The 24,544-nt window shown below is 45.0% G+C and carries 16 protein-coding genes; 7 read left to right on the top strand and 9 right to left on the bottom strand.

The genetic code is table 11. The features are described 5' to 3' along the window. From ACRBG0_RS23610 to ACRBG0_RS23600, 3 genes are all read right to left on the bottom strand, one after another. On the bottom strand, nucleotides 1–5,822 hold a 5,822-nt coding region (locus tag ACRBG0_RS23610), incomplete at its 3' end, for a beta strand repeat-containing protein (protein WP_431489307.1). 518 nt (nucleotides 5,823–6,340) lie between these two features. Continuing rightward, nucleotides 6,341–8,104, bottom strand: a complete 1,764-nt coding sequence (locus ACRBG0_RS23605; RefSeq protein WP_431489306.1) for a T9SS type A sorting domain-containing protein — start codon at nucleotides 8,102–8,104, stop codon at nucleotides 6,341–6,343. Nucleotides 8,105–8,273: 169 nt separating this feature from the next. After that, entirely contained in the window at nucleotides 8,274–9,446 is a 1,173-nt protein-coding gene (locus tag ACRBG0_RS23600; protein WP_431489305.1) for a thioredoxin domain-containing protein, read from the bottom strand. A gap of 859 nt (nucleotides 9,447–10,305) precedes the next feature. On the opposite strand from ACRBG0_RS23600, the gene ACRBG0_RS23595 reads away from it, so the two are divergent. Continuing rightward, nucleotides 10,306–11,004, top strand: coding sequence for a hypothetical protein (locus ACRBG0_RS23595; protein WP_431489304.1), 699 nt, complete (start codon nucleotides 10,306–10,308; stop codon nucleotides 11,002–11,004). 7 nt (nucleotides 11,005–11,011) lie between these two features. Here the strand turns inward: ACRBG0_RS23595 and ACRBG0_RS23590 are convergent, their stop codons facing one another. Beyond that, the gene (locus ACRBG0_RS23590; RefSeq protein WP_431489303.1) at nucleotides 11,012–11,380 is read right to left on the bottom strand and encodes a hypothetical protein; all 369 of its coding nucleotides are present in this window, start codon (nucleotides 11,378–11,380) and stop codon (nucleotides 11,012–11,014) included. A 68-nt stretch (nucleotides 11,381–11,448) separates the two neighbouring features. Between ACRBG0_RS23590 and ACRBG0_RS23585 the strand changes: the two genes are divergently transcribed. Both ACRBG0_RS23585 and ACRBG0_RS23580 read left to right on the top strand, forming a co-directional pair. Continuing rightward, nucleotides 11,449–12,666 (top strand): RsmB/NOP family class I SAM-dependent RNA methyltransferase, encoded by a 1,218-nt coding sequence (locus tag ACRBG0_RS23585; protein WP_431489302.1) that lies wholly within the window; start codon nucleotides 11,449–11,451, stop codon nucleotides 12,664–12,666. Nucleotides 12,667–13,347: 681 nt separating this feature from the next. Next, entirely contained in the window at nucleotides 13,348–13,932 is a 585-nt protein-coding gene (locus ACRBG0_RS23580; protein WP_431489301.1) for a hypothetical protein, read from the top strand. Nucleotides 13,933–14,078: 146 nt separating this feature from the next. Here ACRBG0_RS23580 and ACRBG0_RS23575 read toward each other — a convergent pair whose 3' ends face one another. The 4 genes from ACRBG0_RS23575 to ACRBG0_RS23560 form a co-directional block, all read right to left on the bottom strand. Next, nucleotides 14,079–17,642, bottom strand: a complete 3,564-nt coding sequence (locus ACRBG0_RS23575; RefSeq protein WP_431489300.1) for a choice-of-anchor Q domain-containing protein — start codon at nucleotides 17,640–17,642, stop codon at nucleotides 14,079–14,081. 131 nt (nucleotides 17,643–17,773) lie between these two features. Further along, on the bottom strand, nucleotides 17,774–18,163 hold the full coding sequence (locus ACRBG0_RS23570; protein WP_431489299.1) for a DUF3276 family protein: 390 nt from the start codon (nucleotides 18,161–18,163) through the stop codon (nucleotides 17,774–17,776). 86 nt (nucleotides 18,164–18,249) lie between these two features. After that, a complete protein-coding gene (locus ACRBG0_RS23565) occupies nucleotides 18,250–20,037 on the bottom strand; it encodes an ABC transporter ATP-binding protein (protein ID WP_431489308.1) in 1,788 nt (595 codons plus the stop codon). A gap of 186 nt (nucleotides 20,038–20,223) precedes the next feature. Further along, entirely contained in the window at nucleotides 20,224–20,775 is a 552-nt protein-coding gene (locus ACRBG0_RS23560) for a thioredoxin family protein (protein WP_431489298.1), read from the bottom strand. A 672-nt stretch (nucleotides 20,776–21,447) separates the two neighbouring features. On the opposite strand from ACRBG0_RS23560, the gene ACRBG0_RS23555 reads away from it, so the two are divergent. Genes ACRBG0_RS23555 through ACRBG0_RS23540 form a run of 4 tightly spaced genes read left to right on the top strand, consistent with a single transcriptional unit; the run spans nucleotide 21,448 to nucleotide 24,276 of the window. Next, nucleotides 21,448–22,164: a hypothetical protein gene (locus ACRBG0_RS23555; protein ID WP_431489297.1), complete on the top strand. Its 717-nt coding sequence runs from the start codon at nucleotides 21,448–21,450 to the stop codon at nucleotides 22,162–22,164. A gap of 27 nt (nucleotides 22,165–22,191) precedes the next feature. Continuing rightward, nucleotides 22,192–22,839 carry a hypothetical protein gene (locus tag ACRBG0_RS23550; protein WP_431489296.1) on the top strand — a complete coding sequence of 216 codons (648 nt, stop codon included), beginning with the start codon at nucleotides 22,192–22,194 and terminating at the stop codon, nucleotides 22,837–22,839. Further along, a complete protein-coding gene (locus tag ACRBG0_RS23545; RefSeq protein ID WP_431489295.1) occupies nucleotides 22,818–23,636 on the top strand; it encodes a sensor histidine kinase in 819 nt (272 codons plus the stop codon). Before ACRBG0_RS23550 ends, ACRBG0_RS23545 begins: the two co-directional genes overlap by 22 nt. Further along, a complete protein-coding gene (locus ACRBG0_RS23540) occupies nucleotides 23,623–24,276 on the top strand; it encodes a response regulator (RefSeq protein ID WP_431489294.1) in 654 nt (217 codons plus the stop codon). The genes ACRBG0_RS23545 and ACRBG0_RS23540 overlap by 14 nt, the downstream gene beginning before the upstream one ends. Here the strand turns inward: ACRBG0_RS23540 and ACRBG0_RS23535 are convergent. Next, complete coding sequence (locus ACRBG0_RS23535; protein ID WP_431489293.1) at nucleotides 24,273–24,512, bottom strand: CDGSH iron-sulfur domain-containing protein; 240 nt, start codon at nucleotides 24,510–24,512, stop codon at nucleotides 24,273–24,275. The genes ACRBG0_RS23540 and ACRBG0_RS23535 overlap by 4 nt on opposite strands. Nucleotides 24,513–24,544: the final 32 nt, after the last annotated feature.

The following is a 24,544-nucleotide window of genomic DNA, read 5'->3' as shown; positions in this document are numbered from 1 at the left end:
TTGCCGTCATCGGTAACACCAGGACCGCTATAAACACCCAGGTCTCCTGTAACTGTTCCTTGTGGAGGCGTACCACCGCCAAGACCAGCTTGTACGCCGGCATCAACACATAGGTCTGCAAGAGCAGTGAAGTTTACGGTAGGTAGTGCGAAAACTTCTATGTCATCACTAGCACTACTTGTACAACCATTTGCATCGGTATAAGTATAAGTGATCGTATGCACGCCCACGCCTGCGTCAGAAGGTGTAAAGAGATATTCGTCTCCCTCCCCTGTGTCAAACACACCAGGGCCACTGTAAACGCCTCCTACAGGTAATCCTGCTTGAAGATCAAGGTATCCATCTGCATCTACACAAAAACCACCACCGGAATAATTTTCCAAAGCAGAAGTTGAATAGGTTACTACGGGTAACGCAAATACTTCCACATCATCACTGGAGCTATCAAAACAACCTGACGCCCCTACGGTATAGGTAAGTGTATGCGTACCTACACCTGCCGCTGCCGGATCAAAGCTGTAGGTCATGCCGTTGCCATCGTCGGTAACGCCTGTACCGCTGTAAACGCCACCCATTGGCGTGCCACCACCTAAACCAGCTTGTACACCAGCATCAACACATAAATCAGCAGAGACGGTAAACATCACTACCGGCAAAGCAAATACTTCTATCATATCACTAGCACTGACAGAACAGCCATTATCATCGGTATAAGTGTACGTAATAGTATGAACACCAACTCCCGCAGCAGCAGGGTCAAAGCTATAGGTCATTCCGTTGCCGTCATCCGTGACGCCAGGGCCACTATAAACACCAGAGTCCCCATCAACGGTACCCTGTGGAGGTGTACCGCCGCCTAAACCAGCTTGTACACCAGCATCAATACATAAATCAGCAGGAGCTGTAAATGTTACTACTGGCAAAGCAAACACCTCTACATCATCACTGGCACTAGCCATACAGCCGTTGCCATCTGTAGTGGTATAGGTAATGGTATGCGTACCCACACCAGCTGCTGCTGGGTCAAAATCATAAGTGTCATTTCCATTATCGGTAACACCAGGGCCGCTGTAAGCACCGCCCGTTGGGGTTCCGCTACCAAGGCCAGCTTGCACACCTGCGTCGATACATAAATCAGCAGGAGCTGTGAAAGCTACAGAAGCGCTGGCCGTAACTACCAAATCATCGGTAGCCGGAGGAGCTTCCCCTGTTGTGCCGTTTTGGTCGAAGGTAAGCACACTTGTTACGTTGTTATAGGTACCGGCTGCCGTTCCACAAGGCACCATCACGGTCACATCAAATGAACAACTAGCTCCAGGTGCCAATTCTCCGCGACCAAAGTTGATCACAGAACTCCCCATTGCAGCAGAAATATCTCCACAAATACCAGATTGTGGCAAATCTGTCGCTATCAGTCCACTCACCACTGCATCCAAGTCATCGATGAAACTAATGCTAGAAGCAGTTTCTGTTGGATTAGCATTGGTGATCGTAAAGGTCAAAGTCGTTGTACCTCCAGGGGCTATTGGTCCACTAAATGTTTTGGTAAAGATGATCGATTCAATAGTCAAATCATCCGTAGCAGGGTCACCTACAACAGCCAGTCCATTCAAGTCTCCGGTTACAGTACTGGTAGGTGAAGGGTACACACTACCATAGGGAGCATTAGCAGGCACTTGTAAAGTCACACTGAAGGTACACGAAGCACCGGCTGCGAGACTTCCGCCTGTAAAACTCAGTAAGCCTGTACCACTTAGCGTGCCACCACAAGTCGACATTGGCAAACCGGTAGCCGCCAAGCCTGTTAGCGTAGCATCAAAATCATCGGTAAAGGCAATATTTGTGATGGGTTCTGTAGCACTCAGATTGGTAATCGTATACTCTACGGTAACAGTACCACCTGGTGCAACCGGATCATCCGTAAAGGTTTTCGTAAGTTGAATACGATTATTATCCACCGTGAGTGGTGCCGTAGCAGCAGGTAGCACCCGCGTTGCACCGTCAATATTAACCGTCACATTGGACGTCGTATTGACATAATCATCATTAGCAGCAGTAAGAGGTATCCGAACTGGAATGTCAAAACTACACGATGTGCCAGCAGAAACACTACCTCCTGCATATATGAAAAATGTTGTACCAGAAACGGTACTAGCATTACAGGCCGCAGCACCTGTAGGTAGCGCCCCTTCTGTCGTCAGGCCAGGAATAACAGCATTCAAATTATCCGTAAAAATAATATTAGTACCATCAAAAGCAGTCGTATTGTCTATGGTAAACCGCAAGGTCACCAACTCGCCAGGTAAAGCTGTTGATGGAATAAATTCTTTCGTTAAAGTAAATCCGCCAACAAGTAAATCATCGGTAGCCGCCTCTCCTGTAGCTGCTTGCCCACCTACGGTAGCAGACAAAGCACTGGTGGTATTTGTATAAGTACCAGGAGTAGTTCCAGCCGGCACCTGTACAGGTACAGTGAAGGTACATTCCTCTCCCGGTGCCATATCACCTCCTGTGAAGCTGAGGTTGGTGGTTCCGCTGATCTGAGATCCTACACCACAAACATCGTTCATCGGCAAGCCTATCGCTGACATTCCTGCAATGACTGCATTTAAATCATCTGTAAAGGAGACGGCTGTTGCGTTACCCGTAGCAAATTCATCGTAGGTAAGCGTGAACTCAAGGTTCACAATATCACCCGCATTTACCGGATCATCGGTAAACGCTTTAGCTAAGCGTGGAATAGCCAATACCTCCAGATCATCCGTAGCAGGAGAAGCCTGAACGGTAGTACCATTTAATGACCCCGTCAATACAGCGGTTGTATTCGTATATGATCCAGATGGAACATTAGAAGGTATACTAAGGTCAATACTAAAAGTACAGGAAGCACCAGCGGCGATATTCCCCCCAATCATACTAAAGTTTGACTGGCCACTGATATTTTGTTCAAAGAAAAACGAGCCTGCTCCGCAAGAATTAGCGGCGGGCAAGGCGCTTATTGTTGTACCTGAAATAAACTGCGATATATTATCATTAAAAGCGATATCCGTCAACGCATCCGTTGGACTGGTATTGGTGATCGTAAACTCTAGTGTTGTTGTTCCACCAGCCGGAATCGGATCATTTAAGAAGTTTTTGGTAAATGTGGGTACGTACTGCACAAACAAGTTTGCGTTGGCTTGATTGCCTGTTACTACACTTCCATCGATATCTGCAGTAATTGCGCTGGTTGTGTTAGGGTAAGTACCAGAGGTAGCTCCGGCAGGCACCATCACGGGTATGCTGAACGTGCAAGAACTATTCGGTGCCAAAGTTCCTCCGGTAAATGTTAACAATGTAGTTCCTGACAACTGAGCCCCCGTGCCACAAATATCATTTAACGGGGTGCCAGTGGCCGTTAGACCTGCGAGTACGGCACTCAGATCATCGGTGAAAGATACATTGGTAGCAGTGAAATCACGGCTCAGGTTAGTTATCGTAAACTCCAATTCAGTCGTCCCGCCAGGAGAGACCGGATTGGTAACAAAGCGCTTTTGTAGTAATATTTCGTTTGGTTCTACTACCTCTAAAATAGCAGCAGCAGCACCACAATTAAGCGTCTGGAAGAAATTATTGAGGATCGAAAAATTCTCTGTTACATTGTTTTGAGTACCAGCAGAAATTGCTTCTACATCAACGCTTATCGTACAACTTGTTCCTGCCGCAACGGTAGTTTGCCCAAAGACTATTGGTCCGTAGGTTATATTGTTGGAGCCAGGTACCGCAGTAACCGAACCATTCATACAGGTAACGGTTATATTCGCCGGATTGGCGACAACCAAGCCAGGAGGAAGGTTGTCCATAAACTGTGCACTATTCAAGTCTACTCCTCCTCCTGAATTATCAATAGTGAAAGTCAACGTACTGGTTTCACCAACGTTAATCGTGCCAGGGCTGAAACTTTTGGAAAAGAGTGGGCAAGCTGCATTTACAGTCAAATTCGCAGAAGCAGTTCCACTATTTCCCGCAAAAGAAGTGAGGTCCCCCGTAGTATTCGTCGAAGTTCCAACCGTACTCGTAGTCACGTTTACCGAAATAGTACAGAATTCATTGGCTGCAACTTCGCCGTTTGTCATCGTGATGCTACTACTACCCGCTACCGCAGTGATATTAGCTTCATTTATCCCACAAGTACTCGTGATGGCAGGCACGGCAGCGACCGTCATTCCTGCTGGCAAATTGTCAACAAAGTTGAGATCTGTCAAGCCCGTAGCGGAGCCCGTATTATCAATGGTGAAAGTTAAAGTAGTTACAGCCCCCTCACCAATTGTATTAGGATTGAAAGATTTTGAGAAAGAAGGCGGTAGAATGTTCAGCACCTCTACATCATCAGAGGCCGACTCCCCTCCTACTGTATAAGTTAGGGTATGCACACCTACTCCGGCAACAGCCGGGTTAAAGGTATAGGTCATGCCGTTGCCATCATCGGTAACGCCAGGACCACTGTAAACACCTCCCGTTGGGCTACCCTCACTCAAGCCTGTTTGTATACCTGCATTTACCGACAAGTCAGGTAAAGCCGTGAAAGTTACCCCATTAAAGTCCTCTGCACAAACTACGAGTGGCATCTCATCGCCAGCCATACAGCTGATGCTGCTTCCGCTGTTATTGACGAAAATCAGACATTCGTCCGCAGCAGTTGCCGATACAACTACACCCGCCAAATCACCACCTTGAGGCCCAAAAACAGCTATTCCTGCAGTACCTGAGCCTGTGGCTCCTTGGTAAATCGTGAGGTTGTCTTCAAAAACATCGTAAGTACCCTGGTCGATCGTGACACGAACAAACTGTCCTGCACTAGGGCATACTTCAAAGATGACCAGATCGGTTTCATTATCGCCATAGCAATTGAAGTAAGTCGTTGTGCCTGCCGGGCAGCCACAAGCCGCCAGTACTTCTATATCATCCATTGCATCACCAAAACATCCCAATGGAGAAGTGTAAGTGATGGTGTGTACTCCCAACCCAGCTACTGCTGGATTGAAATCGTAGGTGCCGTCTCCATTGTCGGTTACGCCGGGGCCACTATAGGTTCCGCCAGCCGGAGAGCCGCCCGTTTGATTGTCTAATCTTCCCGCATCTATACAAAGATCAGCAGGCGCGACAAAGCTCGAAGTACCATTCGCCAGCACCTCCACGTCGTCATCTGCTGCTTGTCCATTGGCCGTATAAACAATGGTCTGCGTGCCCACTCCCGCTGCTGCAGGATCAAAACTGTAGGTCATCCCGTTACCATCATCAGTTACGCCAGGCCCGCTGTATACGCCGCCCGTAGGAACACCTCCGCTAAGGTTCGTTTGTACGCCCGCATCCACACATAGGTCAACGGGGGCCATGAAACTGGTATTCGGTGTTGCTCCGTTACCGCAAACTTGCAGTTCTCCCAAACCTCCATCGTCACAACTCAAGGTAATATTATCACTATTGACAATGAAAATAAGACACTCATCAGCTACGCTGGCGTTAATCGTCGGCATGCCTATGCCTACGTCACCACTTACTGGGCCATAAATAGCCACTGCTCCCGTACCTGAACCTGTACCGCTTGCTCCCTGAAATACCGTTAGGTTATCAATGCCGTCTTCGAAAACTCCTTGCAGAATGGTAGCCGTAGCCGTATTTCCCGCGCTCGGACAAATTTCGAAAGCCGTGGTATTGACTTCGCCATTCTCGTAACAGTAAACGTAGAGGTTTTCACCAGGGCCGCATTGGGCTTGCAGCATCGTAGTAGTAAACACGAAAAGGCTGAGGAATAGGCAGAGTTGCCCCAAGGATTTTTTCATGGCAGATTATAATTTGCAATTGCAGGCTCCGTAAAGAGCCTCCGGTATATGGGAGAATTAGCAGCTTCCCGTAAATCGGGAAAATTTCTTTTAGGTCGTAAAATCAATACCTGAACAAGGTGAATTAATCCACCTTATTTAAATATCCCCAAAAATAATGAAAAATAACCGAAGCAGGGGAGTTCTCCTTAGCTAACCTCTCAAGAATTAACACAGAAGACATACTATCAGGGGCTGTGCCATCGTTCCTCGGCACCAGGCTATCCGCTCTTTCCGCTCCTTAGGGTCGGGATTAAAACCCGACCCTAAGAAGCGGAACCGCTACTATCCTTCATCCTTGCACCCTCCGGGCACCGCGCTCCGGCCTAAAGGCCTGCGCGACAATTGCTATTGGCAGATGGGGGCGTTTATTGCGCGAGTTAAATTCGTGAATTTAACTTATCGAGCGCCCCTTATAATCCTTTACATTTTCTTACATGGTTCAAAAAAACTTCATGCCTTTGGTCCTTCAATTAAACCTATTCTTTCACCACTTTTTGCACCTGCCATAGGCCTCCTACCTTCACTTGCACAAAGTACAAACCAGCGGCCAGACTGCTCACGTCTATTGCCAAATTGCGATTTCTCACCTGCGTTACGCGCATCATCTGCTGCCCATGAACAGCCCATATTACCACTTCTTCAATGTCTTCCGCGTAAGCAACTAGCTCTAATTGTCCTGCCGTAGGATTAGGGAATATCTTCACAGATACTGCCTCAACCAGCTCATCGGTACTGGTCACCTCACAGTAATTGTAAAAATTATTAGCATACAAAGCGCGCAAATCCTCCACATTATCGTACATCAAATTTACCTGCTGAAGGTGATTACTATCAGGAGCATGATGAAAAGAAAAAGCGACATCAATACTCATGCGCCCGCCTGGAAGCAAAAAGTCGGTAAGGTTAACGGCACCTACCCCAAAACGTTCTACTTCTGCTCCCGAGATTTGATACAGCGACCATTCCTCGGCATTCTGTGGTCTCCCAGGAAAGGCAAAATCCGTTGCTGGCAACGAACTCAATGGGTCGTAACCAACTCCTTGCGCAATCATCTTGCTTCCGTCACTAAACCGGCCTCGGAGGTAATTGTAGTACTCTTGGGGGGTTACTGGTTCCCGCAATCCCAATGGGGTATTTTCACCAGTAGCTTCGTGGTAGTAAAAACTTGACATCTGAGCATCCAGAAAGGTAACCGCCTGCACTGGCGGAATTCCCGCAAGAGGCAATGTATTCGTCGAACACAACTCACTACCATTGCCATCCGTAGCATTTACATTATAGGCATAGTAGGTATTCAGTTCTGGTGCAGACCCAATAAAATCATCCTCTGGGCAGCCCAATTCAAAATCCGTCCATAACCCCACATGTACGGAATCTAGTCGCTCTATCGCCCAATTCGTAAACTGATACCGACTAAAGACAGTACGATTTAGCCATTCCACTTCACTGCATCTGTACAACCAAATCAGTTGTTGGAATTCAAACTGTAGCTTAGTAGGGCTATTACTTTCTCCGTGATCGCCACCACTGTCATTGTAGATTACCCAGGCCATTACATCCGGCTGTTCCATATTGGTTCTTACGATGGGGTAATCTCCTGCAGCAGGGTTATAGATACCATCCCCATCAGCATCCCAAAAAGGAGCCAAATCACTTATAACTTCCACAGGTGGCAATTCAAAACCATTGTTCGCAAAGAAGAAAGGATTATCCTTAGCAGGCCAAGATAATACTGCGGGGTGATCAGCATCCAGCACACCATTATCCGAAAAATCTGCACGAACGGCATCAATTTCCGCTCTGGTCACCATCCAAACTTTATCCCAATTGTCGCAAGTTTCCAGGTTCGTTGTCCCTCGCACGGGGTCCGCTAGTGCCCCTCCTCCTGGATAATTAGGGTCTCCGTGATTCAAAGGACCTGGATAAAAATCAGTTAGCCCATCTTGTAGTCCTGATCTGGCAGCGACTACTTTTAAATTCCCCCCAGGGTCCTGTCCTCCAATCCACAAGCCTTGAGTCAAGATGGTTGTGATCCGCTCTTCGGGCGTGATGCCCACCGAGAAGCCTGCTTGGTCGCCATCCCAGAAGGAACTTCCCGAAGCACTCAGTGTAGCTTCTACCGCGTTACCTGTGAAGGTTTGGAAATTATCAGCAGGGCCACAGTTTTCCTGCCCCAGCAAAGACCAATGAGTTATCAGACATAAAACAATACAAAGCGTAAAAGAAAGGCGCGTTTCCATATTGGTAGTAGTTTAGGTTAAAAACACTACAATATACCGCCACTATTATGCCTGAACTACGTCTTAGTCACCGCATTTAGTAAACGTAGCTATTCCTTGTGTGACAGGACACCATTGAATGGTAAAACGCACTACAATTTTATCCCCCCTTACATGGTTCAAACATTGGCTACTTCTTCAGAATTTTCTCCGTCTCGGAATAATCCTGGCCGTCGATTTTCGCTAGCTCGATGGCTCTCATAGCCGTCTCTTTGGCCATTTTCTCATCACCGATCTTGTGGTAAAGCCACGCCAGGGTATCCATATTGGCGTAGCCGGGCTGCATCTCAACTGACATTTTTGCCCAAACTAGGGCCTGCTGGAGATGATCTTTATTGTCGCTTGATTCGAAGATCGTCCAAGCGGCAGAGTTCAACTCCATCGCGCTATCGCTACCATAGGTTGTATAATACTTTACAGCGGCAGACACGTAAGCATCATTGTCTTGCACCTGCTCAGCGTGGAGCATGGTATAATGGGCTAGTAACCTTGGAGCCATTGCGCCACCATACTCTTCGTAAAGGCTGACTATATCAGCTACTGCCGGGAGTTCACGCATATTGTTCTCCGCCATATAGTGGCCAACTATAGCCTGCTGCATGGTCATTACGAAGCTGCTAGCACCGGCGATTTCCATGGCTTTATCGGCGTTTTCCACGAGGTAATTCATGCGCTTGCCGCCGAGTTCTCCGGGGTTAGCAATAAGGAGCTTAATCGTCGCGGGTGCAGACCAGTCCTCTTGCATTTCCAGGTATTCACCGGATACTCTACCTGCTTTTTCCTGTTCGTAAACGTCAGTAAGAACTTGGCTATAGGCTGCAAGGAATTCTCCGCTGCGGTCACCTCCGTCATAGCGCTTGTTCATTACACCGAGGCTGCTTTCGCTGATCGCGGCATCGGCCAGCGCAAGAAATTCTTCCTGGGGGATGTAACCAATGCCCTTATGTACGATATCACCGTTGCCGTCAACAAAAAGGTAGGTAGGATAAACCATCACGCTGTAGCGTTGGGCGATAGCGGGGCCTTCGCCCTTTTCCATATCAAACTTAGCGTTGATGAAGCGTTCGTTGTAAACCTCCCCTACTTTCGCTTCGGGGAATACTTTAGCTGCCATCATCTTACAGGGGCCGCACCAAGTGGTATAGGCGTCGATAAAGATGACTTTATTTTCTTCTTTAGCCTGAGCCAGCAACTCGTCAAACGGCATTTCTACAAAGTTCATGCCTTCTCCTTCGGCGGCTTCGCTTTGGGCAAATATGTTCAATGAGAAGCAGCAAAGTAGGAGGAAAAATGAATATTTCATATTTGGTTGATGGTTGATGGTTGATGGTTGATAAAAATAAGGGATTTCACCTTACCACAAGCAAACGACTACGCTTTATTATAATTTCATGCTCCTTGTAGTATTTTGGGCCGTATGCTGACCTCACTGACTGTACATTGAGCACACTGGCGGCTTCGCGCGCCCAGGGTAGGTATTAAAAAACCAGAATAGACTAGATTAGAGACCGTACTTTCGAGAGGTAACAACAAAAAGAAGCGGCCCGCCAAATGCGAGCCGCTTCTTCAAATTTTTTCCATCTGATACATCTTATAGAAGAATAAATCATTAGTTTGAGGGGAGTCGTACCAATGATTTATCTCCTTTTTATCTTTTACGTCCGCAAAGCATGAGATAGTGATTTGCTGGGAGTTAAACTCCAAAAAAAATTATAATTTGTTATTAGCAGGACGAAAGATAGTTGCTATTATTCCGGTCGATGTGTCAAAGGTACACTAATTACCAAGTGGTACACCAATAAATCTTGCCAACTTAGAAAACGGTAGAAAATAGCCTTCTTACGTGCATTTTTTGCAGGGGATCGGTAGCACACTTATTGCCCAAGTATACCTCCAAATAGGAAACGGTAGGAAAACCCACAAGAGTGGTTGTTTTAAACCCGAAAACGTACTGTTTTAGAGCTAAGGTTGATTTTAGTTAAAGCAAACAGGGCTAATAAATGCCAGTGCCAGTACATTTTACCCCCCTTATGCCTCAAACATCCATTTAAAGAAAACCACAACGGAGTAAACGAAAACTACACTAAAAATCAAAATGTTCTTAATCAAAACATAAATTTACAAACAAAAAGATGTTATATTTGTAAAAATACTACTAAAACATGAAAAAGCAAGCCGTTAACCGTAAGTATAATTTCCCGGATGCCGATCTTTACGTCCAGTCTCTTGAACGGATTCGCTATGCTCAACGTGACATTGCCCAATTCACTAAATACGGTTATGACAAACATCGGTTAAAAGCTTTCATGGATAAATGCGAAAAATTCAGGCAGCTCCCTGATGATGACGAAGTACTTGGTGATCAAATGGTTACCACCGAAAAGAAAAGCATCTCCGCGGAAAAGCTCAAAGGAGCAATTCGCTCGGTAATGACCAGGGTAGGGATGAAGTACAGTAACCGTTCGGGACGTTACAGGAAATTTGGCACAGCAAAACTTGGAGACATGACGGACGCTCAATTGCTGTTTTGCGGCCGCCGAGTGGCCAGAGTGGCTCGTCAGCAAATAGATTTTCTTGCAGAAGTGGGTATGAACGAGAATGTCATCCAAAAAGTAGTGGATGCATGTCGGCAATTCGAAAATGCACTAAACATTCAACAGGATAAAGTAGCAGAACGAGATATCGCTGTAGAGCGTCGGACAGAACAAGGGAATATTCTCTACGATGAACTCGTAACCCTTTGTAATATTGGAAAAGATATCTGGGTAGAAACAGATCTGGCCAAGTACGAAAATTACACGATCTACGAAAGCAATAACGATCAAAAAATTGCCCGCAAGGAAAGACAAGGAGAGGTGTAGTTACAGCTTATTCAAGAACAAATATCAGGTTATAGAGAAATCCCGTACTCAAACTCAGTGTCACTAAATGCATCGTTAAGGCTCCAATAAGTAATAAATCCGTCTTTTCCTGTTTGATCGCACGTATTCCAGCCAAGCTCCCCAGGCCAGCAAAAAGCCATACCCCTACTACTCCTAAAGAAAAGAGATAGCTTAACCTCACTCCAAAATAGGAATAGGCTCCCGTTTCTCCACTACCACCAGCCAGTAAAAGCCTCCCTATCATCACGAGGACGATTCCCAACGTATACCATAAAAAACGAAAACAGCGCTGCCTGTGTTCTGGCAAATCAGGTTGCTCCTCATTCAAATCGTCTAAAACATCGTTCTCTTCCATAGATAAGTATTGCGCAAAAAAGTGATCAGGAATAGGTACAAGCTGTTAATTGATGGTATCTTTGCCGCATGGCGCAAGATAAACCTATTGCATTATTCCCACCGCATTTGCGGGCAATTGCTGAAGCACTTTCGGCTATTTTTCAAGATGGCTTCTATGCAGACAAAGTCATAGAACGCACCCTGAAGGCAGATCCTCGCAGAGGTGCTGGTGATCGGGCATTTATTGCTCAAAATATCTACGAGATCGTTCGTTGGTACAGGCTCCTCTACACTTTACGAGGTAGCGAACCGCGCACAGAAAACGATTGGTGGGAAATTATTGGCATCCGTTATATAATCGATGGTCACCGACTACCCGACTGGACCGAGTTCAAAAAACTGAAGCCGGAACTTATCCAGCAGCGGTACAGAAAAGCCAAAGAACAACGCGCTGTTGCTGAATCCATCCCCGACTGGCTGGATGAACTAGGCCTAAAAGAGCTAAAAGAACAGTGGGCCCCTACCCTACATGCCCTCAACCGACCAGCCGAAGTAATTTTACGAGTTAACACCCTTAAAGGCAATGCCAAGGGTTTGGTCGCTGCCTTAAAAAAAGACGAAATTACCAGCAAAGTTATCGGCGAAACTTCCGTTCATGTAATCAAGCGCAAAGCACTCTTTCGGTCTGCCGCTTTCAAAGCTGGTCTTTTTGAAGTGCAGGACTTTAGCAGCCAGCAGGTAGCTCCTTTCCTGGATGTAGCTCCCGGTATGCGGGTTATTGACGCTTGCGCAGGAGCAGGGGGGAAAACGCTCCACCTGGCCAACCTTATGGATAACAAAGGTCAGGTCATATCCCTGGATACCGAAAGCTGGAAACTAAACGAACTACGTAAACGCGCGCGCAGAAACGGGATTCACATTGTAGATACCCGTCCTATTACCAGTAGTAAAGTTATCAAACGATTAAGCCAATCAGCAGACCGCGTACTCCTCGATGTTCCCTGCTCCGGCCTGGGAGTCATCCGTCGTAATCCAGATTCAAAATGGAAAATGGATATCGAGTTTATTGATCGTATTAAAACGGTACAACAAGAAATACTACAATCCTATTCCCGGATGGTAAAAAAGGACGGTAAGCTGGTTTACGCAACCTGTAGTGTGCTCCCTAGTGAGAACCAAGACCAGGTGCAAACTTTCCTCGCCAGTGAAAAAGGCCAGTCTTTTCAGTTAGAAGAACAGCGCATCCTCCTCCCACAAGAAGATGGGTACGATGGCTTCTTCATGGCTAGACTCGGCAAAAAATAGCCCTGACTGCTTTGTCGGCTAAGTGTCATTGTTTTTAAATTCTACTTTTTTAGTAGGGGTTGTCTTTTTTTTCTGTGTCTTTTTTAATGTACTGCATTATAAGAGTAATAGAATCGTTTACTCACGCTCAACCGCCTTTTACACAATACAGCTTGTGATAATGCCATTTAAAAACTATTTTCAGTTAATCATACTTTAATGGTATGAAAACAAAATGGCTTAACAAGAAAAGCGTTAAAAAGTACAGCAGCCGGTGTAACGTTTCTAAAACCTATTCAACGTAATGCTAATGTTAAAAGCAAAAGATAAATCTAAAAAAATCGTTAAATCTACAATATGCGGGAGCACAATAGGCATTCAACCCGTTATATTTGTGAGAACGAAAACATACAACCTTGATTTAGCTAACATTTTATCAAGAAAAACCTGAAACCCAATTATTTTTTCTCCTGAAGCATTGAACAACAACGCGCTCTAAGTCTACTTTACCTATTCAATAAAGTAATCATTTGAGCATCTGGTTTTGGAATTCAAACTAGACTAACAACGATGTTAGTCCTGGCACTTTTATTTAATTTTTAATGGTTAAACCCATTAAGAAAACAGAACTGTATACCCATTATTAATATTGATTTCAAATCCCATACAAAATTGAAGTCAATAATTAAAACCCCGAATATCATGCGTTACTTCAAATTACTTTCAATCAGTCTTACAATCCTCACTTTTTGCTTTGTAGCAACTACTAACCTGCAAGCACAGAACAGCAAAAAAATGCCACATTGGGAAGTACGGGCAGGTATTGGCTTACTTCCTACATTTATGAAAGATCATGCTAAAACGGAATTGCAGCCGGTGTCTTTGGAAGTACGTTACCGGCCAACTCAAAAGTTTAGTCTCGGTTTATTAGCTGGAAATTCCATTAGCCAGGCCATGCAGGAACACCATACCGGTGAGACAAGACTTGTACGCAACAACTTCCAGATGATAGCTCTCCGTGGTGCCCTTCATTCCAACCCTTTCGAAAAATTCGAACTCTATGGAGGGATGCTACTCGGCTATACCAATAGCAATATAGATTACACCACTCAAAGTGATAAAAAAGATAGCGAACCAAGCTTTTTTCCAGTACCCAAGGAAAGAGACGGGCTTTTCTTTTCCGCCTTCCTTGGCACCAGCTACCGGGTCTATAACAACGTTAGCCTTTTTGGTGAGCTTAGTTATGGCCTCTCAATAGCTACGGCAGGAGTCGCAGTACGGTTTTAATAAAACCAATTTGCCTCCTAGCTATATTAAAGAACAGCCCCGAGCGAAAGCTCGGGGCTGTCTTACATCATACTCGTGCTAAAAACCATATCACCAAATTCTTTGGCACTCATGAATAAACTCATTATTCATATTTAGAGCTTGTTCTATTTTGTAGTAATCAACTTGTGCGACACAGCTCCTCCTTTCGCAAACAACTGCACTTGGTACATTCCTGCTGGAAGGTTTGATAAATCCAGGCGAACAATACCGGTTGTGTTGAACTGCTTTGTTTTCAAAAGCTGCCCCGATCCCATTGCACTAATCCGTACAACGACCTCTTCGCCAAAGCTTTCCGGAATTTCCAACCATGCGAAACCAGCTACAGCAGGATTAGGATAGATACTGCTACCTTCAAGTTTTACAACATCTCTTACCGCCGTAATACATTCTTCCTGGTATTCGAAAGCGCCAATGTCACGACGATCATTAAAGACCATCAAATTACGCTGATCAGCTTCATTATTATCAGGATCACCACCATCAATGGCAGGGCTTGGACACTGAAGCGCGTGGGTCATAGTTGCCCCTCCGTTATCTGCCAACACATCGAGATTTGCATCGATAGGCTGTGTTTCTGTCCCCACGGTATCTGTCATCATTGCTGTAAAAGCACCGCTATCGTCTACACCTATCAGGTTATAGCCCATTGAGCCAATGCTGCCCATACCGGCCACATCCACACCTGTAGTACCGGTAAAGTTACCCGCCACCAAAGTGCTGTTCATGATTATTGAAGAAGAAGCTGTCGATTGAAAGAAACCACCACCTTCTGTTTGGGCAGTGTTATTGGTAACCGTAGAAGCTGTCACGGTGAGGCTCCCGTTATTGGCTAGCCCACCACCCGCTTGGGTACCTGTGTTTCCACTAATGGTAGAATAAGTTACATTCATCGTACCATCTGCATCATTATGAACGCCACCACCAGCTCCACTGCCATCAACCATATTGTTGGCTATCGTAGAGGCTATTATTTCTACCGTACCGCCAGCGTTGAAAACACCACCACCACCTTGGTCACTTCCACCACCAGTAGCTGTGTTATTCATAATGCTAACTTCTGTAACGGTCATCGTACCAGCGCCATTCCACAAGCCGCCACCTTCAGCAGTTGCGGTATTACCACTCACTACACCACCACTTATGTTGGCACTACCTGCTCCGGTGATGTGGAATCCGCCTCCGTTACCGGGAGAACCGCCAGTGCTATTATTTATCAACATTACGTTCGTTAGCGTTACCGTTGTTGCGTCGCCAGATACATCTTCGATACCGCCACCGGCGCGGACAGAACTGTTGCCACTGATCGTAGCATCCGTAACGGTAAGGGTTGCCCCTATATCGTTGAGGATTCCACCGCCAGAACCGGCTGCGCCTGTTGCCATATTGCCACTGATCGTTGTGTTGCCACTTACCATTAGCGTGCCACTTAGGTTGTAGATACCACCACCACCTTGGTCGGCTCCAGCACCAGCGGCGCTGTTGTTTTCTATTGTTACACCTGCTACTGTCATCGTACCTGCGCCATTCCATAGACCACCGCCTTCCGCCGTAGCGGTGTTGTTGCTTACTACGCCGCCGCTGATATCTACGTTTCCGTTACCGGTTACGTGTAGACCACCTCCATTACCGGGAGAACCGCCTGTAGTATTCGTCATCAACATTACGTTCGTTAGCGTTACCGTTGTTGCATCACCAGATACATCTTCGATACCACCACCGGCACGGACAGAACTATTGCCACTGATCGTAGCATCCGTAACGGTAAGGGTTGCCCCTACATCGTTGAGGATTCCACCGCCAGAACCGGCTGCGCCTGTTGCCATATTGCCACTGATCGTTGTGTTACCGCTTACATTTACTGTTCCGCTAAGGTTAAAAATACCGCCACCACCTTGGTCAGGTGCAGCTCCAGCAGCACTGTTGTTCTCGATGGTGACACCTGTTACTGTCATCGTACCAGCGCCGTTCCAGAGGCCACCTCCTTCTAATGTTGCGGTGTTGCCACTTACTACGCCGCCTGTGATACTCGCATTGCCTGCTCCAGAGATATGGAAACCACCTCCATTACCAGGGGAGCCGCCTGTGTTGTTGTTTGTCAACATCACATTGGTTAGCGATACAAATCCCATTGCACCCGAGTTGTCTTCGATGCCACCGCCGGCGCGGATAGAGCTGTTGCCACTAATGCTTGCATTAGCAACAGTAAGTGTACCACCAGCGTCATTAAGTACACCGCCGCCAGAACCTGCTGTTCCGGTTGCCATATTTCCTACAATGGTCGTATTGCTGTTTATCATCACAGTACCTCCTGCATTGAAGACACCACCACCGCCTTGATCGGCACCTGCGCCCGCAGCGGTATTATTTTGAATCATCACGCCAGCAATGGTCATGGTACCTGTGCCATTCCAAAGGCCACCGCCTTCAGCTGTAGCTGTATTACCCGTGATAATACCACCACTAACATCAACATTACCAGCACCTGTTACGTGAAGGCCACCGCCATTACCGGGAGAGCTGCCCGTCGTGTTTCCACTCAACGTAACGTTATTCAGAGTTACGGTTGAACCAGCACCAGAAACGTCTTCAATACCACCACCTGCACGAACAGCGCTATTACCGCTGATCGTTGCGCCTGTAATGGTTAAAGTAGCACCTACATCATTGAGAATACCACCACCAGATCCTGCAGTACCCGTTGCCATATTGGCGTTAATCATTGTACTTCCGGTAATTTCTACGGTACCGCTGAGGTTAAAGACACCGCCGCCACCTTGATCAGCATCGTTTCCGGCAGCACTATTGTTTTCAATAGTTACGCTCGCAATAGTCATTGTTCCCGCACCATTCCATAAGCCGCCACCTTCGGCAGTTGCGGTATTACTGCTTACTACGCCACCCGTAATATTTACATTACCAGCGCCTGTTACGTGAAGGCCACCGCCATTACCCGGAAGGCTTCCTGTTGTATTGCCGGTAAGTGTTACGTCAGTAAGCGTTACCAAACCTATGCCACCAGAGTTATCTTCGATACCACCGCCGGCGCGATTAGCTGAGTTACCACTAATAGTTGTGTTGATTACCGTAAGGCTACCAGCACTGAGGTTAATGATAGCACCACCACTACCGCTAATACCTGCAGCTGTGTTGTTTGTAAGTGAGCTATTGCTAATGGTAAGCTGGCCACCAATATTAGCGATAGCTCCCCCTCCCTGGGTTGACATACTACCAAGCGCCTGACAATCATCAATAATCACATCGTCGATGATTAGGGTAGCATCCGTATTAGAGATAGCCCCACCACTGGCGGTAGATGAAGCATTAAAAATTCGCAAGCCACGAATTTCAACAGTAACATCCCCCATGATTTCAAAAGCCTGGAATATTCCAAGACCGTTGATATTGCTATTGGCAGAACCATTACCCATAATCACCAAGGACTTATCGATGGTGATCGGCCCGCTGACCAGGTTAAAATTCAAGTTATTGGTTGCTGATGCGAAGACAAGGGTATCTCCCGCTACTGCATCATTCACGGATGCTCTTAAAGAGCCAATGACATCATCTGTATTTGTAGAGATGATAATGCTTTCTGCCTTAAGGGATGACAAGGCGATAAAAAACACTCCCAAAAGGAGCATGATCGATTGTTGGACGATTTGTCGCATAGTATAATGTGGTTAATTGGAGAATCAATTCACATCTACTTACGAGAGAAGAAGTCTAAGTGGATTTATTTTAATAAAAAAAAGCTATCCCGGGGTGGAATAGCTTCTTTTTAGCACATATAATTGTCCTGTTACCAGGTCATATCCTCTTCATTTTCCAGCTCAACAGGCTCTACTGAAGTTTTTTTGTAGTTATCCTCTGCATCACGTTGTGCTTCATATTCTTCATGGCGACGGGTAAACTCATCGTAGTCGTAATCAGGCATCAACTCCGTTTTCACGTAGTTGATCGTATCTTCCAACCCTGCGATGAAGCGGTTAAAATCTTCTTTATACAAAAAAATCTTGTGCCGCTCATAGCCATCGTTATTATATCGTTTGGTACTTTCAGTGAGCGTGAGATAAAAATCGTCTCCTTTCGTACGACGCACATCAAAGAAGTAGGTTCTTCTTTTTCCGGCGCGGACTTTATTCGAATATTCACTTTCCTGCCGCTGTCTGTTGTTGTTATCGTTGTCCACGACTACTGATTTTTGATTGCCAAATGAGGTGGTTGATTTACAAAAGTAAATATTTGGCGAAAAAACCAAAACAAATGGGCTAAAAATCAGAGTGCTTCTTCTAAAGACTGCTTTTCGTACATGTCGGCATAGTAGCCTTTCTGCTCAATTAATTCCTGATGGGTTCCCTCTTCGGCAATACGGCCATCTTCAAGAACGATGATTTTATCAAAAGAAAGCAGGCTGTAGATACGATGTGTAATGATGATGGTTGTCTTATCAGCCAATGATTCATTGAAGTATCCGAGAATTTGCTTCTCAGTATTCGTATCCACTGCGGAGAGGCAATCATCAAGGATAATGATATCTGGCTTTTTGATCAATGCTCGGGCGATGGAAACCCGCTGTTTCTGTCCCCCAGAGAGCGTTATACCACGTTCTCCTACCATAGTAGAAAAACCATTCTTTAAGCCTTGAATATCATCATAGACCGCAGCATACTGGGCAAACTTTTCAATATCTTCTTGCTTAGCATCTCTTTTACCAAAAGCAATATTATTACCAACCGTATCAGAGAAAAGAAATACGTCTTGAGGAACGTAGCCGATTCTTTCCCGCAGGTTGGCAAGGTCGTGCTCCTTGATATTTTTCCCATCAACCAAAACAGTTCCTTCACTTACATCGTACATCCGCAAAAGGAGATCAGCCATACTGGTTTTTCCAGAACCTGTTTTTCCTACAATAGCTAATTTCTGCCCTGGTTCCAGCTTTAAATTCAACCCTTCGAGCGCTTTGATACCTGTATCCGGATACACAAAGGAGACATTATCAAAATGTATAGAACCGCGCAGTGCCTGCGGGCTACCATTACTAACGGGGTTAGAGATTTCTGGTTTTTGAGACAAGAACTCGTTGATTCTTTTCTGAGAAGCGGAAGCTTGTTGGATGATAGAGGCCACCCAGCCTACAGCTGTTACTGGCCAAGTAAGCAAATTTACATAAATGACGAATTCAGCAATATTACCGGCAGTAATAGTTCCTTTAACTACTTGTAGCCCGCCAATGTAAACTGTCAGGATGGTGCTTGCTCCGATCATGACCAACATTAATGGATAGAAGTAAGCCTCTACTTTGGCCAAATCAAGCGACTTGTCTTTGAATTCATCCGATTGGCCGGCAAAAAACTTGCGGATAGCACGTTCCTGAACATAGCTTTTAATCACTCGAATTCCACTATAAGATTCCTGAGCGGTACTATTGAGGTTGGAAAGTTGCTGCTGGATGAGGTAGCTACGCTTGTTGATAATATTACTGACATAGTAAATACTAATCGACAAAAATGGTAGTGGCGCTAAAGAATAAAGTGTCAGCTCTACACTCACTTGCAACATGCTATAAACAACCAAAACAACGGTAGAAACCAGGTTAATACCATATAAAACCGCTGGGCCCAGGTACATTCGTACTTTACCAACATCTTCGGTAATACGGGCCATCATGTCGCCCGTTTTATTACGCTTATAAAAGGCCTGAGTAAGGTTTTCGTACTGCTGAAAAATCTCCTTTCGCATATCGTACTCGATGAGGCGAGACATTACGATAATGGTTTGCCGCATAAAGTACATGAATATCCCCATGACCAAGGCCAACACCAAAACCAGCAAACCATAATAGAGCAAGGTTTTGGCCAATACCCCGTAAAATTCCGATTGAAGGGCAAAACCATCAAAAAGGCGATACATACTGATATGCTCGACCACCAGATCAAAGCCTTCTCTGATCATTTGCGGCTGGAGGACCCGAAAATAATTGGAAAGGGTAACAAACACTATACCCAACAGGAGCCGCGTACGGTATCTCCAGAAAAATTTATTCAGGTACTTTAAATGCTCCACAGTGGTAACTAAAATAAGGTGTAAGAGATAGGAGGCAGGGAATTCAAAAGAAAAAGCAATCAATTTCAACGCGACCGATATCTCAAAATAGGCAAGCTGCGCCCAATAAACAAAAGCTTACTAGTAACAACAAGTATAATAACCCTTGCTGAGAAAAAAGGTTGCTACAACTTGCCTTTTCAGGAATTATTTACCCTGCGTAGCCTTAAATGCTTCCAAAGTTTGAGTTTTGAAATGATCAGCACCAATGAATTGTAGCTCGGTACCCATTACAGCAGCATCCTTATATCCTGGTGAGATCGTAATGCGATTTCTGTTTTCGTCCAAATAAACGAAAGAGGGATAGCTCATGCGATTATCAAGCAAAGCCATTGCCAGTTCATGCACACCTCTCCTGCCTACATCGGTACGGTAAACAAAGGTGTGGTTATCATAAAGAATATCTTCCGTCTGTTCCGCATCCAATTTTACCGCGTAGAAATGCTCATTCATCTGCTTTACAACAGCTGGGTCAACAAAGGTACTCGCATCCATGCGCTTGCACCAACCACACCAATCGGTATAGACATCAACAAAAATCTTCTTAGGCTGGGTTTCCATTCGGGAAATCGCCTCTTCCCAACTTAGCCATTCGATGGTGGTATCATCAGAGGTAGAAGATAGATCTTCTGAAGTAGCGTTCCAGAAAAACAGGCAGCTTGCGACCAGAACCAAGCCCAATAGAGGAAAATAACGCATAACTATTAGTTTTCTGCAAAGGTAGGAAGCCCGCTGGGTATTTTGCTCAAAATGCTCTCTAATGATGACTTATTGCTCTGAATTAGCCCATTTAGGAGAAAAACATTGTAAAAATGAAGTACTTCAACATAAAAAAAGCCCTGTCGTTTCCAACAGAGCCCGTATTTAAAGATGCTCTTGTATTCCTTAGTATTGCGCAGAAAATAAAAATGCGATTCTTTTCAGGTTTTTCAAATAGTTAAAACTCTTTAAATGAATCGTTTATTCAACTATTATGAAAAACAGAATCTCATTTTATTTTCGTGCTGTTCCTTAGAATCATTAAGCTCCTCCCCTAAAATATTTTAAGCACGATACTTCGGTGTGTTTATCGCTTGTATGGGTTAATATGGGTTGTAAGTGCTTTTAGCATTGTAAGTATTTGTGTTTCTAGCGTTGTAGGTGTTTGTTCTGATACTTCAAAGATAGGGGCAAGTACAGCGATAATAACAGCGTAGAAAGGCTTGTTTTACAAAACAGGTGTAGCTACTTGCATCCAACAGGGTAGAAATACGGATTGCCGTCCAGGTATTTATACGTGGTTTCAATTATTTTCTCATTTAGCCCTATAAAAGCGAGGGCTTTATGCTAAATTAAGCTCCTCAAATTCTTTACCCATAATTCAATATCACTATGTCTAGCCTTTCTTATGCAGCATGGCAAACCTGCTTACCTAAAAATCTACCAACCTTGTTTTATGCCTTTGATGCAAACGACTCCCAAACGGCAAGAGTTGCTGGTTTTAGAATTACTGATCAGACTAAGCTTGCTACACTGCTTAGCTCCGCCCCTACTCGTCTTCGTATTCGCTTAGGAGTTGATCCTACTTACGATTTCAACAAGGTCCCGTCTACCCCAGCAATTCAGTTTTTCCTAGAGGGCTTAGATGCATCAGGCAGCACGGCTACCTTGGAATTCGCCTGGGACCCCAATCCACCATTCCTGGAAAAGGATGCCTACGGCCCCAATAATGGCACAAACGAAATTCCACCCGATGGAGCTATCCTCTTTGCCCGCGCTTGGATGGAAACGCCCTACGAAATGATCGGTCATGCATTTGAAGGTGCTGATTCCAAGCATTTGGTGCAGCGTGTAAAGTATTATACGTTCCAAGAAGAGGAAACAACATCCATCATCACTCAATTAGAAGATGGGCTGCTTGGAGGAGACATGCATATTTGCCTCTACCTGGGTAATAGTATTCCGGTCAGTGGTCATCCTTTTGGTTTTCGACCAGTCATTGAAATTCGCCCCATCGACTCTCCAGCACCGAAAACTTTAGTTAATGGGAGTCGTAAGAGTTCATTTTTCGACTTTTCTAATCCCTGTCCGCCGGTTTGTAGTCAATGATTCCTTTAAAAACGCATCTCTGAAATCATGGAAGAAAGCCTCGCAAGATTTTTTATGTCTACCTCCACTTATTCAGTGGCATTGCCATTGATTGTAGGGTTAATGAGGATAAAGCGTTTGCAAATTATCCAGCGATACGTTCTTGCCTTGGTTATTTTTTCCATCTTAGTGGAGTTAGCGGCTGTATTATTGGGTCGCGTACTCCACTTAAGAAATCTTCCGCTGCTACATTTATTTTCAGCGGTTCAATTCACCTTACTTTGGTTCATCTTTGCCAAACGGCTTATCCCTCCTTTTTCAAAAAGATTCTTTGGGGGAATATTGATTGCCTTTTGGTCTTTCGCCATTATCTGTGCAATCTGGATTGACGGTATTTACAATTTCAATGCACACGCCCGATCCTTCGGAGCCATCCTTATAATTATCTTTTGTCTCTGTTATTTTTACCAACGGTTACGTAAGCTTGACTTGGATAATCTCGAAACGGACCCTCTTTTCTGGGTTACAACTGGTAGTTTAATTTATTTTTCTGGCAGCCTAATCCTTTTCATTATAAGTAATTATATATTATCTGACAAGGCCATGTCTTTTTCTATGTGGGGGGTCCACGGAATATTCAATACCTTTAACAACTTGTTCTTTATGATTGCATTATGGGTACAACCAACGAAGTAGGTCTTTCTTTTCCACTGTTGCTTTTCGTCATCATTGCTATGCTATCGTTGGCAATTGCCATTGTGGTATTCTTTATTGTCTATCAAAAACGACTGCTTTTACAGCAAAAACAAATCCGTGATATTGAAACCAGTCAGCAAAAACGTTTGATGCAAGCAGTGGTTTCCGCACAGGAAGAAGAACGGCGCAAACTGGCCTCTGAACTCCATGATGGCATCGGCAGTCTTATTTCGGCAGGCAAGCTGTACTTAAAGAAAATTGAAACATCAGATTCTATACAGGAATCAAAGCCTCTGATTACCGAAGCGGGTAATATTCTTGACGAAAGTATGCGCACTATGCGTGAGCTAAGTAGCAACCTTTCCCCTGCCAGCCTACAACGCTACGGACTGGTTGCAGCCATTGAAGACCTCTGTCAACGAGTAAGAAAACTACAAAGTCATACCGTTGATTTTGAATGCCAAGGTGAGGTCATTCGCTTACCAGAGGAAGTAGAAAGCTCCCTCTTCCGAGTTGCACAGGAACTGGTGAATAATACGCTTAAACATGCGAAAGCCACAACTATTGACTTGAGTCTACGCTTTTTGCCAGACCATCTACATTTTCTTTACCACGACAACGGCCAAGGCTTTGATTTAGATGCACCTAAACCTGGATCAGGCAAAAGCTTTGGCCTGATAAATATAGAAAGTCGCGCGCAACTCATGGATGCTCAACTCCACCTGGACTCCAGCCCTGGAGAAGGGATGAATCTTTTACTTGTTATTCCAAAATCCATACTTCATGTCACCTATTAAAGTTGCCTTAGTTGATGATCAAACCCTATTTTTAAAAGGCTTACGCCTAATCCTTGAAGGATACCCGGAAATTGATATTGTTATTGAAGCTAATAACGGCGCTGATTTTTTGGCTGCCGTAACCACTCAGCTGCCAGATGTCGTACTCCTGGACCTCAAAATGCCAGGTATGGATGGAATAGAAGTAGCTGAAAAGCTAAAAACTATTGCTCCGGAGGTAAAAATCATCTTGTTGACCATGCACGATGACGAACATTTCATCCACCATGTGCTTTCGCTAGGAGCCAATGGTTATCTGCTCAAAAATGAAGAACCGTCTATCTTGCGCGAGGCTATTAAAAAGGTAATGACCCAGGAGTATTACCTTAATGACTATGTAGCGAAAGCCTTACTTAGTAATATTAAAAAGAAGGATACAAGCGCCACAGACCAGAGTAAGCAAGCACTTTTTACGCTTACCCCAAGGGAAAAAGAAATCCTTCAACTGATCTGCAAGGAACACACTACCGGCGAAATCGCACAGCAATTATTCATTAGCAAAAGAACAGTTGAAGGACATCGGCAGAATTTGCTCGACAAAACCGGGGTACGCAATACTGCCGGCTTGGTAATTTACGCACTTAAAAACCAGTTGGTTTAGAGTGCTTTGTGGCTTCCATCGCAAAAACCAGGTTTTTGGGTGTGTTTACATTGACACATCCCGTAAGTTTTTGTTTCTTCCACTTGAAAAATTTTGGGAGAAAAAGCCGACCCTTTATGGGAGCCATCACAGAAGGGTTGATTAGAAGACTCTCCACAAGTACACCATGCGTAATTTTTTCCAGCCTCTAATTCTACACGCACAGGTGCCTTGGCGGCAATTTTTGGTTGATCCATACTTTAGTTGGTTGATTGTTAGTTTATAATAA

This window comes from Lewinella sp. (assembly GCF_050633125.1).
Lineage (GTDB): Bacteria > Bacteroidota > Bacteroidia > Chitinophagales > Saprospiraceae > Lewinella.
Note: the sequence above shows the minus strand (reverse complement) of the source record. Positions and strands in the feature narration are given on the sequence as shown.

Bases quoted from the DNA above. Each gene is read 5' to 3' on its own strand.
- ACRBG0_RS23535 (WP_431489293.1), bottom strand. From the start codon at position 24,512: ATGGATCAACCAAAAATTGCCGCCAAGGCACCTGTGCGTGTAGAATTA.
- ACRBG0_RS23585 (WP_431489302.1), top strand. From the start codon at position 11,449: ATGGCGCAAGATAAACCTATTGCATTATTCCCACCGCATTTGCGGGCA.
- ACRBG0_RS23590 (WP_431489303.1), bottom strand. From the start codon at position 11,380: ATGGAAGAGAACGATGTTTTAGACGATTTGAATGAGGAGCAACCTGAT.
- ACRBG0_RS23545 (WP_431489295.1), top strand. From the start codon at position 22,818: ATGGGTACAACCAACGAAGTAGGTCTTTCTTTTCCACTGTTGCTTTTC.
- ACRBG0_RS23540 (WP_431489294.1), top strand. From the start codon at position 23,623: ATGTCACCTATTAAAGTTGCCTTAGTTGATGATCAAACCCTATTTTTA.
- ACRBG0_RS23555 (WP_431489297.1), top strand. From the start codon at position 21,448: ATGTCTAGCCTTTCTTATGCAGCATGGCAAACCTGCTTACCTAAAAAT.
- ACRBG0_RS23580 (WP_431489301.1), top strand. From the start codon at position 13,348: ATGCGTTACTTCAAATTACTTTCAATCAGTCTTACAATCCTCACTTTT.
- ACRBG0_RS23600 (WP_431489305.1), bottom strand. From the start codon at position 9,446: ATGAAATATTCATTTTTCCTCCTACTTTGCTGCTTCTCATTGAACATA.
- ACRBG0_RS23605 (WP_431489306.1), bottom strand. From the start codon at position 8,104: ATGGAAACGCGCCTTTCTTTTACGCTTTGTATTGTTTTATGTCTGATA.
- ACRBG0_RS23575 (WP_431489300.1), bottom strand. From the start codon at position 17,642: ATGCGACAAATCGTCCAACAATCGATCATGCTCCTTTTGGGAGTGTTT.
- ACRBG0_RS23560 (WP_431489298.1), bottom strand. From the start codon at position 20,775: ATGCGTTATTTTCCTCTATTGGGCTTGGTTCTGGTCGCAAGCTGCCTG.
- ACRBG0_RS23550 (WP_431489296.1), top strand. From the start codon at position 22,192: ATGGAAGAAAGCCTCGCAAGATTTTTTATGTCTACCTCCACTTATTCA.
- ACRBG0_RS23595 (WP_431489304.1), top strand. From the start codon at position 10,306: ATGAAAAAGCAAGCCGTTAACCGTAAGTATAATTTCCCGGATGCCGAT.